This is a genomic window from Nitrospirota bacterium, assembly GCA_016214385.1.
Taxonomy (GTDB): Bacteria; Nitrospirota; Thermodesulfovibrionia; order UBA6902; family JACROP01; genus JACROP01.
Window position 1 is genome coordinate 1 of record JACROP010000027.1, and the last position, 15116, is coordinate 15116.

Consider the following 15116-nt stretch of genomic DNA (forward strand, 5'->3'; position numbering starts at 1 on the left):
CTTGACTCAGGCGTGTTTCAGGCAATACAGGAGGCAGCTATAGAGGCATTCAAAACAGATGATACTATCCTCAAAAAAATAAGGGATACCTATCAGGAAAGAAGGGATGTCCTCTTTGATGGCCTGCTGAGTCTGGGCATTGAGCTTGAAAAACCAAAGGCCACTTTTTATATGTGGGGAAATGTCCCGAATGGGTTTAATTCAACAAGCTTTGTAGCCCACATGCTTGACAAGGCAGGTATCCTTGCTACTCCTGGCAATGGTTTTGGCACGCCTGGTGAGGGATATGTAAGGTTTGCCCTCACAGCCCCTGTTGAAAGGATTAGAGAATCTGTAGAAAGGCTCAGGAAGATACTGTAATTCGACAAAGCTCATTAACCCGAAAAATGCGTTAACCACAGAGACACGGTCGATGACTCGTAGAGAGACGCTGAGAAAAAACTGAAATATAACACCACGAAGAGCACGAAGAACACTAAGTTCTTTATTTTTTCTTCGTGAACTTCGTGTTCTTTGTGGTTTAAAAAATCATATCCTCTGTGTCTCTGTGCCTCAGTGGTTTTCTTAATGCATAATCTGGAATTAACAATGGCAACAGCTTACATAGGAATCGGCTCTAATCTCGGCAACAGGGAAGAAAACTGCTTCAGGGCTATCGAGTTACTGATAGAAAAGGGTGTAAAGGTTACAAAGCGCTCATCTCTCTATAAGACAGCGCCCTGGGGAATCAAAGACCAGCCTGAATTTATCAATATGGCTATAGAAGTAGAGACAGAGGTAGTGCCCGGAGAATTATTAAGAATACTGAAAGAAATCGAAGTCAGGCTCGGCCGAAACAAAGGTAAACGATGGGGCCCAAGGGTTATAGACCTTGATATATTATTTTACGATGACCTGGTTCTGAAAACCCCTGACCTCGATATACCTCATCCAGAAATGCAAAAGAGAACATTTGTCCTTGAACCCCTATCAGAAATAGCCCCTGATAAAATACATCCTGTACTGAAGACAACTGTTAAAGACCTCCTTTTTAAGTCCAGAGAGGCCTCCGCAAATTAGATAAATCAAGAAGCTCCAACTATTCTCCCAAAATTTCTCAAGACCATAAGCCCCATCTTCTGGCTCTTTTCAGGATGGAACTGGGTTGCAAAGATATTATCCTTCCACACCATAGAGGTAAATGTAACGCCATAATCTGTGGTTGTGGAGACTACAGCATTATCCTCAGGAACAACATAGAAAGAGTGCACAAAGTAGAAATAACAGCCATCAGAAATCCCTTCGAGAAGAGGGTTCTTCCTTACGACTTTTATTTCATTCCAGCCCATGTGAGGCACTTTCAATTCATTAACCGGAAACCGCACAACTTTCCCCTTGAATATATCAAGGCCTCTGCATTGGCCGAATTCTTCGGATTCGCTGAACAGGATCTGAAGCCCAAGGCAAATGCCAAGATAGGGCTTGCCTTTTTCAATAGAGCGGACAACGGTATCAGTGAGCTTAAGGTTTGTAAGTTCGCGCATACAGTCCCTGAAGGCACCAACCCCTGGAAGGACAACTCCATCTGCATCATCGATAACCCTGGAGTCACTTGTAACCACGGCATCAACACCTACCTTGAGAAAACCCTTTTCAACGCTCCTCAGGTTTCCCATCCCATAATCAACTATTGCTATCATAATCTCCTGAAAACCACTCCCTTAAGTCCTCATCATAGTAGACAGTGTAAATTGAATCCTTATTTATCTTTATCCTGAAATATCTTTTGCCGGGCTCTATCCACTGTTTGATGATTTCAGATACCTCATGCCTCACATCTTCAATAATTATAGCCTTGGGATATTCTTCGCCCCTGTAACCAGAATGCGCAACTACTTTAATCACTTTTTCATAGGCATAGAAGGAGGAGCCTGGAATTTCTGAGGTTTCTCTGTAATCTCACTCACTGCCCCGCTCATACCAAACCTCGTAAGCTCCAGAGTCGTATCCCCCATTTTAGCGGAGACAATAAATGTGGGGACATTTGATGAGAGCCAGCTCTCTGCAACAACAGTCCTGCAGATGGAATCAAAAACCACCACATAGGTAGTATCAAAGCTACCTGCCTTCACTGTAATTTTTGCCTTATCTATTTTAGGTGGACAGCCGCTGCTCTGACCGGTCTCTTTTCCTGTCTCACTTTTTGGCTCTAACACCTCAACAGGCATCTCCATGGCAGGGGCATTGCCCTCTTTTACTATAAGCTTCAGGACTTTGCCCGAATCAGATATTAAAACCTTTGAGATTATGACACCACTGTTTTTTAAAGTTGACTTCATCTCAAACCATATGTTCTCTCCATCTTTGCCAACTACAGAATACTTCATTATCCCATCTTCCGGGCCTTTCATCTGATACTCGGCCCACGAACCAACCTTCATCTTTGTAAACTTGAAGCCGCTTTCTCCTGGAATCATAGGTGAGAGGCTAAACGCATGAACAATGCCTGGAATAAAAAAACTTAAAAGAAATAACGCAAAAAATCTCTTCATCACTTCCTCCTTTTAGATTGTGAAATAATTTCACTCCAGATTTTTATATAAAAATATAACATAAAACAACATCAATTTTTTGGGGAGAGGGACACTTTATTTCTTACTTAAAATTTCTTTTAACTTATCCTTGATTTTTTGGGGGTGCGAACCATGCCAGTAGATTCTGCCGCAGCCTGGGCATTTATTGAATAAGTCTGAATGCAAAAAAACATATTCTGGAACAGACCCCTGCACTTGCATTTTTGAGACCCTCTGGAGGAGGCTGTTGCATTCAACACATCTATGCATCAGAGAAAAATTTTTCAGGTTAAAGTGTGTTACTACAGCTTTCAGTTGTTCAAACGGGTCGTTATCGATTAATAAGAAAAATTTCTTCGGCTCCTCGACTCCCGACTCCTGACTCCCCGGCCTCGCTCCGCGAAGCGGGGCGGGCCTGACTTCTTTTAGTTCCCTCACTTTTATAAGACTCGTGTCTCTTGTTAAGACAAGACGGCCCTGCTCTTTCGCTATTCTCAGGAGAAGACTATTTTCGATCTCAGGATAATAGATGGTATCAAAACCAAGGAGTCTCAGCCACTTGGCAAGGCGACCGAGCATTGAGTCAGCAATAAACTTCATGTCAGAACAAAAAATTAGTTAACCACAGAGGACACAGAGGAAAAAATATTTTTAAATTCAGTGAAGCCCCGACTAAAAGGCGGGGGGCTTTACTATTCCTCTATTTTTTCCACAAATGTATCTCTGTAACAGCTCATCCCTGTACCGGCAGGAATAAGTCTGCCCATTATTACATTCTCTTTGAGCCCCCTGAGTACATCCACCATACCATTGATAGCCGCCTCGGTGAGAACTTTTGTAGTCTCCTGGAAAGAAGCAGCAGAAATAAAACTCTCTGTGGTAAGGGATGCCTTTGTAATACCGAGTAGCAGAGGCTTTGCCTGAGATGGCTTGCCTTTTTTTGCCAGCACCCTTTCATTCTCTTCGATAAAAGTGCGTTTGTCTACGTGTTCGCCAACAAGGAAATCAGTATCGCCTGGATTTTCGATCCTCACTTTCCTCATCATCTGTCTCACTATAACTTCTATGTGTTTATCATTGATTGAGACACCTTGCAGCCTATATACCTTCTGTACCTCATCGACGAGATATCGCTGAAGCTCCTTAGGGCCTAATATTTCAAGTATGTTGTGGGGGTTAACCGAGCCATCCATCAAAGGTTCCCCTGCCTTTACCCAGTCACCTTCATGGACACTCACATGCTTACCCTTTGGAATTAAATACTCCCTTGTGTCTGTGCCTCCTTTAACAACCACTGCCCTCATGCCTTTGTGGAATCCACGAAACTCAACAATACCGTCTATCTCGCTGACAATAGCCTGTTCTTTGGGTTTCCTGGCCTCAAATAGCTCTGCTACCCTCGGCAGCCCCCCTGTGATGTCTTTTGTCTTTGTGGTTTCTCTCGGGATCTTGGCTATGACATCTCCTGGATAGACCATATCCCCTTTTTCGACAAGGACGTGGGCTCCAGAAGGCAACAAATACCTTGCAGGATTGTTGGTGCTGGGGATTTTTAAAGTCGTCTTGCCATGTTCATCTTTTATTGATATCCTTGGCCTCGTATTGGCTGGATATTCGATAATGACCTTATGCGCAAGGCCTGTAACCTCATCCACTTCCTCTTTCACTGTAACGCCTTCTACTATATCGCCAAGAGCGACCTTTCCTCCTACCTCGGTAAGGATAGGGATCGAATATGGGTCCCATTCAACAAGCCTCTGCCCGACATCCACCTTCTGGTCATCTGCGACCCTTAGTTTTGCACCATAGACAACAGTGTACTTTTCCTTTTCCCTGCCTTTCGGGTCAACAATGGCAATGCTTCCATTACGGTTCATCACTACAAAAAGGCCTTCCCTGTCTTTAACTGTCATAAGGTTGATAAACTTTACTGTCCCGGGATTTTTAGCCTCAAGGATGGTCTGCTCCACCAGCTTTGTTGCAGCACCACCAATATGGAATGTCCTCATGGTAAGCTGGGTACCTGGCTCACCAATGGACTGAGCTGCAATTATACCGACAGCTTCACCAATCTCTACCTTATCTCCCCTGCTGAGGTCCCGTCCATAACATTTTTTGCACACACCGTATTTAGATTGACATGTAAGGACAGAACGTATTTTTACCTTATCAATTCCAGCATCTATTACCCTCTGGGTAAGCTCATCGTTTATTTCTTTACCCTTTGCTACTATCAATTCTTTTGTAATAGTGTCCTTCACATCTTCCGCTGCAGCTCTGCCAAAAATCCTCTCTTCAAGAGGTTCAATAATTTCACCGCCCTCGACAAGACTCGTAACATAAATCCCGTCATGGGTCCGGCAATCATCCTCTGTAATTATAACGTCCTGGGCGACGTCAACGAGTCTCCTTGTAAGGTATCCTGAATTTGCAGTCTTGAGAGCCGTATCCGCTAAACCTTTTCTTGCGCCATGCGTTGAGATAAAATACTGAAGCGGTGTGAGACCCTCCCTGAAATTTGCAGTTATCGGCGTTTCAATTATTTCTCCAGAAGGTTTTGCCATCAGTCCTCTCATTCCGGCAAGCTGTCTGATCTGGGCTGTGGAACCCCTTGCCCCTGAATCCGCCATCATAAAGATGCTGTTAAAGGAACGTCGCTCTTTGAGGTCTTCTTCATTGAGTTTTTTACCACCTTCAGCGCCGAGTTCCTTCATCATTTCATCTGCAATTCTTTCGGTAACATGCGCCCATATATCTATGACCTTATTATAACGTTCGCCGTTTGTGATCAATCCCTCAGAGTATTGTCTCTGGACATCCATTATTTCCATCTCTGCTTCTTTTATAAATTGAGCCTTTTTCGAAGGTACATGCATATCGTCTATGCAGATTGACATTCCAGATTTTGTTGCATAACGGAACCCAAGCTTCTCAATGTTATCCAGAAACACAACAGTAGCCCTTTTTCCGGCTTTCTTGTAACAGTATTCTACAAGTTTGCCGATTTCTTTTTTGGTCATCTCCCTGTTAACCATAGAAAATTGGATACCCTCTGGCAAAATCTCACCGAAAATAACGCGCCCCACTGTTGTATCAATAATAGAACCATCCATCCTGACTTTTATTCTTGTGTGTTCCCCGACCTCATTTGCATCATAGGCAATCCTTACCTCTTCAGGCCCTGAAAAAACTTTACCCTCCCATTTTGTCCCTTTCTTCTCCTTTGTAAGGTAGTAAATACCAAGAACCATATCCTGTGTAGGTGTAGCAATAGGCTTGCCGCTAGCAGGAGAGAGAATATTGCCCACAGACATCATCAATACCCTCGCTTCTACCTGGGACTCCATAGAAAGCGGAACATGCACTGCCATCTGGTCACCATCAAAGTCTGCATTGAAGGCAGTGCAAACCAGGGGATGAAGCTTTATTGCTTTACCTTCTACAAGGACAGGGTCAAATGCCTGAATACCGAGACGGTGAAGGGTTGGTGCCCTGTTTAAAAGAACAACATGTTCGCCTATCACTTCTTCAAGGGCATCCCATACTTCAGGCCTTTCTTGTTCTACCATTTTCTTGGCTGCCTTAATAGTGGTAACATGGCCTTTTTCTTCGAGTTTTGCGAAAATAAATGGTTTAAAGAGCTCAAGGGCCATCCGTTTTGGAAGGCCGCATTGATGCAGCCTTAGCTCAGGACCTACAACAATGACAGAACGGCCTGAATAATCTACCCTCTTGCCAAGAAGGTTTTGTCTAAAGCGGCCCTGCTTGCCTTTTATCATATCGCTCAAGGATTTCAGAGGCCTTTTAGTAGTAGTCTTTAAAACCTTGCTTCTTCTGCCATTGTCAAAAAGTGCATCCACAGACTCCTGAAGCATTCTTTTCTCATTGCGAATAATAACGCCAGGTGCCTTGAGCTCCATCAGCCTTTTCAACCTGTTATTCCTGTTTATAACCCTTCGGTATAGATCGTTAAGGTCTGATGTTGCAAACCTGCCGCCTTCTAAAGGGACAAGGGGGCGTAAATCGGGTGGCAGTACAGGAATCACATCCATTATCATCCACTCCGGCTTATTATCCGACTTTCTGAAGGCCTCTACAACCCTTAATCTCTTTGTGAGTTTCCTTTTAACTCCGAGTGACTGGGAGTCATGGATTTTCATCCTTAACTCTGTTGCGAGGGCATCAAGGTCTACCCTCCTTAAAAGTTCCCTTACGGCCTCTGCTCCTATACCGGCTTTAAATCTCTCACCAAATTCCTGGAGCTTCTTTTTGTATTCTTCTTCGGTCAGGAGATCCTTCTCTTTAAGACTTGTATCTCCTATATCAACCACAATGTAATTTTCAAAATAGAGAACCTTCTCAAGCTGCCTCATACCAATATCGAGCAGCGTTCCAATTCTGCTTGGCACACCCTTTAAAAACCATACATGTGCAACGGGTGTGGCCAGCTCTATATGGCCCAACCTCTCACGTCTTACCTTCGACTGAATGACCTCGACTCCACATTTGTCACATACCACACCCCTGTGCTTCATTCTTTTGTATTTGCCGCATATACATTCCCAGTCTTTGATAGGCCCAAAAATTTTAGCACAGAAAAGGCCATCCCTCTCCGGTTTAAAAGTCCGGTAATTAATGGTCTCTGGTTTCTTTACCTCACCGTAAGACCATGCCCTTATTTTTTCAGGAGAGGCAAGCTTGACCGTTATAGACTCGAATTCTGTAGGATTCTTAGGTTTTTCAAAAATAGAATACACATCATTAACCAAAGTTTTACCCCCTTATGATTTTTCTTCCAGGAGCTCAATATCAAGCCCCAAGCTCTGGAGTTCTTTTATTAAAACATGGAAGGACTCTGGAATCCCCGGTTCAAGAGTGGCGTCTCCTTTAACAATAGCCTCGTACATCCTCGCCCTGCCAGCCACATCATCACTTTTGACAGTAAGAAACTCTTGAAGTGTATGTGCTGCCCCATAAGCCTCGAGGGCCCAGACCTCCATTTCTCCTAATCTCTGCCCTCCGAACTGTGCCTTACCACCGAGAGGCTGCTGGGTAACCAAAGAGTACGGCCCAATAGAACGGGCATGCATCTTATCATCAACTAAGTGGTGAAGCTTCATCATGTATATACAGCCCACAGTCACCGGCCTCTGGAATGGCTCTCCAGTCTTGCCGTCATAAAGTGTAATCTGTCCGCTCTGCGGTAATTTTGCCTCTTTAAGAAGTTTCTTTATTTCTTCCTCTTTTGCACCTTCAAAAACAGGCGTTGCTGCATGAATTCCTAATGCCTTTGCTGCCCACCCGAGATGTGCCTCAAGTATCTGCCCAACATTCATTCGAGAGGGAACACCGAGCGGATTGAGCACAATGTCAACGGGAGTTCCATCAGGCAGGTAAGGCATATCCTCTTCAGGCAGTATCATAGATACAACCCCCTTATTGCCGTGCCTGCCGGCCATCTTGTCACCAACCTGTATTTTTCTTTTAATTGCGATGTACACTTTAACGACTTTAAACACGCCAGGTGGCAGTTCATCACCCCTCCTGAGTCTTCCTATCTTCTCATCATAATGTGACTCCAGCATCTGTATATATTCTTCTGTCTCAGTGTGAATAAGTTTAATTTTCTCGCTCTCCTCGTGGTCTGCCAGCTTTATTCTATGAAGATATTCGTCAGAAATAGCCTCAAGATGTTCTTCGGTCAGCCTCTTTCCTGCTGGGCACAAGACTTCTCGTTTCCTCGGAAGCACTAAATTTTCAGCAATTTTTTGCCCGAGAAGTTTTTCCCTTACCTTTCTATATTTTTCTTCTCTTACGATTCTAACTTCCTCTTCAAAATCCCTCTGTATGCGGTGCAAGTCTTCCTCTTCGATGCTCTTCGCCCTCTCATCTTTTTTAACACCTTTCCTGGAGAATATCTTTGCATCAATAACTGTTCCTTCTATCCCAGGGGGGACATAAAGGCAGTTTTCTCTTACCTCCTCAGCTTTCTCGCCGAATATGGCCCTCAAAAGTTTCTCCTCAGGTGTAAGCTGGGTCTCACCCTTAGGGGTAACTTTACCCACAAGAATATCTCCAGGTTTCACCTCAGCCCCTATTCGTATAATTCCGCTTTCATCAAGGTTTCGAAGGGCTTCTTCCCCAACATTAGGGATATCCCTCGTTATCTCCTCAGCACCAAGCTTTGTCTCCCTGGCTTCTATCTCAAACTCTTCTATATGGATTGAGGTATAAACATCTTCTTTCACAACTCTTTCGCTTATAAGAATGGCATCCTCAAAATTGTATCCCCCCCACGGCATAAAGGCCACAAGCACATTTTTACCGAGGGCAAGCTCTCCAGCATCTGTAGCCGGGCCATCTGCTATAACCTGCCCTTTTTTAACTCTTTCACCAACCTTTACTATTGGTTTCTGATTGATGCAGGTAGCCTGGTTTGAACGGTAAAATTTAATCAGATTATATATATCCACGCCTCCATCGCTTCTCACAACTATCCTCGATGCATCTGAACATTCAACAACACCAGATCTCTTAGCAGTAGCTATAACTCCTGAATCCCTTACTGCAACATGTTCCATTCCAGTCCCTACAACAGGAGCCTCTGACTGCAGCAGAGGAACTGCCTGGCGCTGCATGTTAGAGCCCATAAGTGCCCTGTTGGCATCATCATTTTCTAAGAATGGGATAAGAGATGCAGATACACTGACTATCTGTTTGGGAGAAACATCCATGTACTGCACCTCCTTAGGCATCACAATCTTGAAATCGCCACCAACCCTGGCTGACACAGTTTCACCTATGAGGTTGCCTCTTGCATCCATGGGAGATGTTGCCTGGGCAATTACATATTTCTCCCCTTCTATGGCTGAGAGGTACCCTATGTCTTCCGTGACCTTACCATCTACAACTTTTCTGTAAGGAGATTCTATAAAGCCATAATCATTAACCCTTGCGTAAGTAGCTAAAGATGTTATAAGTCCAATATTGGGTCCTTCAGGTGTTTCTATAGGGCATATGCGGCCATAGTGTGTGGGGTGCACATCCCTCACCTCAAAACCTGCCCTTTCCCTCGTAAGACCGCCTGGCCCGAGGGCTGAGAGCCTCCTTTTATGGGTAATCTCAGAAAGAGGATTTGTCTGGTCCATAAACTGGCTTAACTGACTTGAGCCAAAAAATTCCTTAACAGCGGCAATAACCGGTTTTGCATTTATCAGGTCATGGGGCATTATGGTCTCAAGCTCTGCCAGGGTCATCTTTTCTTTCACAGTCCTTTCCATTCTTATAAGGCCAATCCTGAACTGATTTTCAAGGAGCTCTCCGACTGCCCTGATCCTCCTGTTGCCGAGGTGGTCTATATCATCGACCTCCCCTTTGCCAGCCCTCAGATTAAGGAGGTAACGAACAACCTCAATTATGTCTTTATCTGTTAAAACCCTTGTCTCAAGAGGGACATCAAGACCGAGACGTGTATTAAGCTTCAGTCTTCCAACTGGAGATAAGTCATATCTTTTAATATTGAAAAACAGGCCATTGAAAAGGTCTTTTGCAGCAGCCATAGTGGGTGGCTCACCTGGCCTGAGTTTTCTGTAAATCTCTATTATTGCCTTATTAGCATCCCGTACCTTATCTGTCAGGAGTGTATCTCTTAACGACGGCAGGTAATGAATCCCATCAATGAAGAGGAGGTGAAGGGTAGATATTTTTGAAGCGGCTACCTTCTCTAATGCCTCACTTGTGATTTCCTCGTTACCCTCTAATATAACTTCTCCTGTCTCAGTGTCAATTATATCGGCAAGTGTTACCCGACCTAAAAGCTCTTCTTTTAAAATAGGTATCTCTTTAATACCTGAAGCCTCCATCTTCTTCAGGGCAACCTTTGTTATTTTACTCCCCTCTTTAACAAGTAGTTCCTTTGTCTTCGGAGCGTATATGTTCTTGGGGGCCTTCAGCCCTATAAGGACATCGCTTACCTTGCGGACAAACCCTCTATCTTTTATATTTATTTCCTCTATGGGATAGAAAATCTTGAGTAATTGTTCATCTGTATAGCCAAGGGCCTTAAGAATGATAGTGGCAGGGAGTTTTTTCCTCCTGTCTATTCTCACATAAAGGATATCTTTTGTATCAAATTCAAAGTCAAGCCACGAACCGCGCGAAGGTATTATCCTGGCCGAGTAAAGAACCTTTCCGCTTACATGAGTCTTTCCTTTATCATGACTGAAAAATACCCCTGGAGAACGGTGAAGCTGGCTTACTACAACCCTTTCAGTTCCATTTATAATAAAAGTGCCGGTATCGGTCATCAGAGGAAGCTCGCCCAGATAAACTTCCTGCTCTCTGGACTCTTTAATGGCCCTTTTGCCTGCCTCGTCTTTTTCCCAGAGGTTCAATTTTACCTTTATCTTTAGCGGAGCAGCATACGTAATACCTTTATGCAGGCAATCTCTTATATCATATTTTGACTCACATACGATATACTCGACAAGCTCAATAGAGGCCGTCTCATTATAATCAACAATCGGGAATACACTATTAAAGGCAGTCTGAAGCCCTATGTCTTCCCTTTTAGACGCAGGGATATCCTTTTGTAAAAATCGTTCAAATGAACGTTTCTGCACCTCTATTAGATTTGGCACTGCAATTATAACGGGGATCTTCCCAAAATCCTTTCTCTCGCGTAAAACTTTTGCCATGTCTCTCCTTCTTTTATTGGGTATTGGGGATTAGGGATTGGGGATTGGTTTTTACTAACCCCTAATCCCTAACCCCTAATCCCTATTTTATTTCTACCTTTGCACCTTGCTCTTCTAACTTTGCCTTGATTGTCTCAGCCTCTTCCTTGGAAATGCCTGTTTTGATTGGTTTTGGTGCTCCATCAACAAGTTCCTTTGCTTCTTTTAACCCGAGCCCTGTAAGTTCCCTGACTACTTTTATAACCTGTATCTTTTTGTCTCCGGCAGAGGCAAGGACAGCATCAAAACTGGTCTTTTCTTCCACAGGTGCAGCAGCGGCTACAGGGCCTCCCGTAGCAGCCACAGAAACAGGAGCTGCTGCTGTAACGCCGTACCTCTCTTCAAATTCTTTTATAAACTTGGACATTTCAAGGATTGTCATTTTGTCTATAAACCCAAAAACCTGCTCTTTTGTAACTTCAGCCATTACTTAACCTCCTTTTTTATTTAAATTATGAGTTGAGAGTTAAAAGTTAAGAGCTTAGAAGAAAAATAAATTTTTCACTTTTAACTTTCAACTTTTAACTTTTTGTTCTTCAATGCTTCCATCGCACAGATAAACCCCGATAAGGTTGCATTTAATGCTCCTGCCAGCCTGCTTAAAGGTGACTGCATTGCTCCAATAAACATGGATAACAGAACTCCTCTCGGTGGAAGTTGTGCAACTGATTTCACATCTTCAGCACTGCAGAGTCCTCCCTCGATAACTCCACCCCTGATCCTGAGCTTTTCATTCTTATTAGCAAACTCAAGAACCTTTTTTGCAAGGAGTATTGGGTCATCGTAGCTAAAAGCAATACCTATTGGTCCTGCGAACTCTCCTTTAGCAGCGTCGATCGAGGTACCTGACGATGCCTTTTTGGCCAGCGTGTTTTTAACTACCTTGTAATCAATAGCTGCTGCCCTGAGGGTCTTCCTAAAGTCTCCAAGCTCCTGGACTGTAAGGCCTTTATAATCGGTGAAAACAACACCCTTAGCCTTCATGAATTTATCCCTGAGTTCAGAGATTAACTGGGCTTTTTGCTCCTTTGCTCCGCTCGGAGAAATTTTACGGTTTGCTTGTTTTTCCAGTTTTCATCCCTCCTTTCCTTATACCGAATCGGCATCCTTTCGGACTTCTGAGACTCAATGGAATAGGTCTTATAAGTCCTATAAGACCTATTTAAAAGTTGAGAGTTAAAAGCTCCTGAACTTCTAAACTCACATAACTTTTCATTGGTCTCGGCAGGCTATGAGCTTAGCTCACAATTATGCCTCCTGCACCTGCTGTCTCAGACCGTTTAATCCCCCTAAGGGGGGCTTATTTCCCAACTGCCCCTGTAATCCTGGATACATCTATAGATATTCCAGGACCCATGGTAGATGAGATACTCAATTTTTTCAGATACTTGCCTTTGCTTGTCGATGGTTTTGCCTTTATTATAGATTCCAAAACCGCATTTGCATTTTCGAGTAGCTTCTGGCTGTCAAAGGATACTTTACCTATAGGCACCTGGACAATTCCAGCCTTTTCTACTTTGTATTCAACTTTACCTGCCTTTATCTCCTTAACTGCCTTGCCTACATCAAAGGTAACAGTGCCGAGTTTGGGATTTGGCATAAGCCCCCTCGGCCCGAGGATTTTACCGAGTTTACTAACCATGCCCATTAGGTCCGGGGTGGCAACAGCTTTATCGAAATCCAGCCAGCCGCCAGTTATTTTCCCTGCAAGGTCTTCACCACCAACATAATCTGCACCAGCATCCCTGGCTTCTTTCTCCTTCTCACCTTTTGCAAAGACAACCACCCTGACCCTTTTACCCGTACCGTGAGGAAGCACTAACGTCCCCCTTATCATCTGGTCTGACTTTTTAGGGTCTACCCCAAGATTTATAGCTAAATCTACTGACTCATCGAATTTTGTATAAGCTAATTGCTTTATCAGTTCCATAGCTTCCTCAAGGGTATAAGCCTTTGTCTTTTCAATTTTTCCTCTGGAAGCAACATATTTTTTGCCCATAATTTCTCCTCTAAAATTCAAAATGAAAAAGTTCCAGATTTTTTAATTTTGCATTTTGCATTTTTAACTTTCTTCTATCTCAATCCCCATACTCCTGGCCGTGCCTTTAACTATCTTCACTGCATTCTCCAGATCAAAGGCATTAAGGTCAGGGAGCTTTGTCCTGGCAATTTCTCTTACCTGCGCCATCGTAACTTTTCCGACCATCTCTTTGTTTGGCGTGCCAGAACCTTTTATAATCCCTGCAGCTTTTTTTAATAGTTCAGCAGCCGGCGGGGTTTTTAAAATAAATGTGAACGATCTGTCTGAGTATATTGTGAGAACTACAGGTATTATTGTATCTCCAAGGGCCTGGGTCTGCGCATTGAATGCCTTGCAGAACTCCATTATGTTGACTCCGTGAGGTCCCAGTGCAGGACCGATGGGCGGTGCGGGATTAGCCTTACCTGCCTGTACTTGAAGCTTTACCTGAGCGATCATCTCTTTCTTAGCCATCTAAACCTCCAAAATATAGGTCATATAGGTCGTATACGACTTATTCTCCTTATCATGTCTTCTCTACCTGATGGAAATTTAACTCAACTGGCGTCTGTCTGCCAAATATACTCACCATAACCTTTAACCTGCTGTGGTCACCATCCACTTCATCTACAAGTCCAACAAAATTGGTGAATGGCCCATCTGTAATCCTTACAGTGTCACCTATACTAAACTGTGTCCTGACGTGCGGCACAGGTCCCTTTTCGATTTGCTGCACAACAACTTCTACCTCTTCATAGGGGAGAGGGGTAGGAGTCATACCCCCTACAAAACCTGTAACCCTCGGAGTACTTCTTACAAGATGCCATGTTTCGTCATCAAGTTCCATTTCTATCAGGATATAGCCAGGATAAAATTTTTTGTCTGTCTCCCTTTTTTTCCCTCCTTTGAGTTCTATAACTTTTTCTGTCGGTACAAGTATCTTTGTAATCTTTTCACCCAGGCCTTCCTTTTGAACTTTCTCTTCAATAGTCGTTTTAATCTTTTCTTCAAAACCAGAATATGTGTGCACTACGTACCAGTTTTTCGCCATAATTCTCTAATTCTCCTATTTTAACGCTACACTTACAAGCCTGGAAAGCCAGATATCTATCAAGCCCAAAAAAGCGGATATTATCAATACCGTTATAATCACAACCCAGGTCGAGCCTATCACTTCATCCCTTTTAGGAAAAACAACTTTTTTTAACTCGATTTTTACTTCCTTAAAAAAATCTTTTATCCTCTGTAACATAAGTCTCCTAACTCCTAAACTCCTAACTTTTAACTCTCTTTATATGGCAGGCCAGGAGGGATTCGAACCCCCAACCCGCGGATTTGGAGTCCGCTGCTCTAGCCGTTAGAGCTACTGGCCTAATACAAAAATCAAAAATTAAAATGCAAAATGTATCCCGACTATTCGGGATGAATTTTGATTTTTGAATTTTATTTATGCCTTTGTCTCCTTATGAGCTGTATGTTTCCGACAATGTCTGCAGTATTTTTTAATATTCAATTTATCAGGCGTATTCTTTTTATTCTTTGTCGTTGAATAATTTCTGTTTTTGCATTCTGTGCACTGCAAAAGGATTATCTCGCGCATTGTCTAATTCTCCTCTCCTTCTCACTTCTTAAAGGCAGAGCAAGCCCTGCCCCTACATTTACTCTATAACCTCAGTTACGACTCCTGCCCCTACTGTCCTGCCACCCTCTCTTATGGCAAATCTCAATTCCTTCTCCATTGCTATCGGCGTTATCAGCTCTACTACCAGGTTTGTGTTATCTCCTGGCATTACCATCTCCACTCCCTCA

General features: G+C 43.4%; 16 protein-coding genes and 1 tRNA gene. 2 read left to right on the top strand and 15 right to left on the bottom strand.

The features are described from left to right. Together HZC12_01460 and folK are read left to right on the top strand one after the other, a co-directional pair. Positions 1 to 360: aminotransferase class I/II-fold pyridoxal phosphate-dependent enzyme (locus HZC12_01460; GenBank protein MBI5025399.1), on the top strand; the 360-nt coding region annotated here is incomplete at its 5' end. A gap of 228 nt (positions 361 to 588) precedes the next feature. Next, positions 589 to 1059 carry a 2-amino-4-hydroxy-6-hydroxymethyldihydropteridine diphosphokinase gene (gene folK, locus HZC12_01465; GenBank protein MBI5025400.1) on the top strand — a complete coding sequence of 157 codons (471 nt, stop codon included), beginning with the start codon at positions 589 to 591 and terminating at the stop codon, positions 1057 to 1059. Positions 1060 to 1064: 5 nt separating this feature from the next. On the opposite strand, the gene hisH is transcribed toward folK, so the two are convergent. The 15 genes from hisH to tuf all read right to left on the bottom strand — a co-directional run. Beyond that, entirely contained in the window at positions 1065 to 1679 is a 615-nt protein-coding gene (hisH, locus tag HZC12_01470; protein MBI5025401.1) for an imidazole glycerol phosphate synthase subunit HisH, read from the bottom strand. Beyond that, a complete protein-coding gene (locus HZC12_01475; protein MBI5025402.1) occupies positions 1663 to 1884 on the bottom strand; it encodes a hypothetical protein in 222 nt (73 codons plus the stop codon). Before HZC12_01475 ends, hisH begins: the two co-directional genes overlap by 17 nt. Then, on the bottom strand, positions 1881 to 2531 hold the full coding sequence (locus HZC12_01480; GenBank protein ID MBI5025403.1) for a hypothetical protein: 651 nt from the start codon (positions 2529 to 2531) through the stop codon (positions 1881 to 1883). The genes HZC12_01475 and HZC12_01480 overlap by 4 nt, the downstream gene beginning before the upstream one ends. 96 nt (positions 2532 to 2627) lie before the next feature. After that, entirely contained in the window at positions 2628 to 3152 is a 525-nt protein-coding gene (locus HZC12_01485) for a Mut7-C RNAse domain-containing protein (protein ID MBI5025404.1), read from the bottom strand. A gap of 92 nt (positions 3153 to 3244) precedes the next feature. Then, positions 3245 to 7321, bottom strand: a complete 4077-nt coding sequence (rpoC, locus tag HZC12_01490; GenBank protein MBI5025405.1) for a DNA-directed RNA polymerase subunit beta' — start codon at positions 7319 to 7321, stop codon at positions 3245 to 3247. Positions 7322 to 7333: 12 nt separating this feature from the next. Beyond that, positions 7334 to 11248, bottom strand: a complete 3915-nt coding sequence (gene rpoB / locus HZC12_01495; GenBank protein ID MBI5025406.1) for a DNA-directed RNA polymerase subunit beta — start codon at positions 11246 to 11248, stop codon at positions 7334 to 7336. A gap of 82 nt (positions 11249 to 11330) precedes the next feature. Further along, positions 11331 to 11714, bottom strand: coding sequence for a 50S ribosomal protein L7/L12 (rplL, locus tag HZC12_01500; GenBank protein ID MBI5025407.1), 384 nt, complete (start codon positions 11712 to 11714; stop codon positions 11331 to 11333). Between the two features lie 80 nt (positions 11715 to 11794). Next, entirely contained in the window at positions 11795 to 12271 is a 477-nt protein-coding gene (locus HZC12_01505; protein ID MBI5025408.1) for a 50S ribosomal protein L10, read from the bottom strand. A gap of 316 nt (positions 12272 to 12587) precedes the next feature. Further along, on the bottom strand, positions 12588 to 13286 hold the full coding sequence (locus HZC12_01510) for a 50S ribosomal protein L1 (GenBank protein MBI5025409.1): 699 nt from the start codon (positions 13284 to 13286) through the stop codon (positions 12588 to 12590). A 63-nt stretch (positions 13287 to 13349) separates the two neighbouring features. Next, on the bottom strand, positions 13350 to 13781 hold the full coding sequence (gene rplK / locus HZC12_01515; protein ID MBI5025410.1) for a 50S ribosomal protein L11: 432 nt from the start codon (positions 13779 to 13781) through the stop codon (positions 13350 to 13352). Between the two features lie 52 nt (positions 13782 to 13833). Further along, positions 13834 to 14358 carry a transcription termination/antitermination protein NusG gene (nusG, locus tag HZC12_01520; protein ID MBI5025411.1) on the bottom strand — a complete coding sequence of 175 codons (525 nt, stop codon included), beginning with the start codon at positions 14356 to 14358 and terminating at the stop codon, positions 13834 to 13836. A 15-nt stretch (positions 14359 to 14373) separates the two neighbouring features. Then, positions 14374 to 14559: a preprotein translocase subunit SecE gene (secE, locus tag HZC12_01525; GenBank protein MBI5025412.1), complete on the bottom strand. Its 186-nt coding sequence runs from the start codon at positions 14557 to 14559 to the stop codon at positions 14374 to 14376. A gap of 44 nt (positions 14560 to 14603) precedes the next feature. After that, a tRNA-Trp gene (locus HZC12_01530) sits at positions 14604 to 14680 on the bottom strand. 74 nt (positions 14681 to 14754) lie between these two features. Continuing rightward, positions 14755 to 14907 carry a 50S ribosomal protein L33 gene (gene rpmG, locus HZC12_01535; GenBank protein MBI5025413.1) on the bottom strand — a complete coding sequence of 51 codons (153 nt, stop codon included), beginning with the start codon at positions 14905 to 14907 and terminating at the stop codon, positions 14755 to 14757. Between the two features lie 58 nt (positions 14908 to 14965). After that, on the bottom strand, positions 14966 to 15116 hold a 151-nt coding region (tuf, locus tag HZC12_01540; GenBank protein MBI5025414.1), incomplete at its 5' end, for an elongation factor Tu.

Bases quoted from the DNA above. Each gene is read 5' to 3' on its own strand.
- folK (MBI5025400.1), top strand. From the start codon at position 589: ATGGCAACAGCTTACATAGGAATCGGCTCTAATCTCGGCAACAGGGAA.
- hisH (MBI5025401.1), bottom strand. From the start codon at position 1,679: ATGATAGCAATAGTTGATTATGGGATGGGAAACCTGAGGAGCGTTGAA.
- HZC12_01480 (MBI5025403.1), bottom strand. From the start codon at position 2,531: ATGAAGAGATTTTTTGCGTTATTTCTTTTAAGTTTTTTTATTCCAGGC.
- HZC12_01485 (MBI5025404.1), bottom strand. From the start codon at position 3,152: ATGAAGTTTATTGCTGACTCAATGCTCGGTCGCCTTGCCAAGTGGCTG.
- rpoB (MBI5025406.1), bottom strand. From the start codon at position 11,248: ATGGCAAAAGTTTTACGCGAGAGAAAGGATTTTGGGAAGATCCCCGTT.
- rplL (MBI5025407.1), bottom strand. From the start codon at position 11,714: ATGGCTGAAGTTACAAAAGAGCAGGTTTTTGGGTTTATAGACAAAATG.
- HZC12_01505 (MBI5025408.1), bottom strand. From the start codon at position 12,271: ATGAAGGCTAAGGGTGTTGTTTTCACCGATTATAAAGGCCTTACAGTC.
- HZC12_01510 (MBI5025409.1), bottom strand. From the start codon at position 13,286: ATGGGCAAAAAATATGTTGCTTCCAGAGGAAAAATTGAAAAGACAAAG.
- rplK (MBI5025410.1), bottom strand. From the start codon at position 13,781: ATGGCTAAGAAAGAGATGATCGCTCAGGTAAAGCTTCAAGTACAGGCA.
- nusG (MBI5025411.1), bottom strand. From the start codon at position 14,358: ATGGCGAAAAACTGGTACGTAGTGCACACATATTCTGGTTTTGAAGAA.
- secE (MBI5025412.1), bottom strand. From the start codon at position 14,559: ATGTTACAGAGGATAAAAGATTTTTTTAAGGAAGTAAAAATCGAGTTA.
- rpmG (MBI5025413.1), bottom strand. From the start codon at position 14,907: ATGCGCGAGATAATCCTTTTGCAGTGCACAGAATGCAAAAACAGAAAT.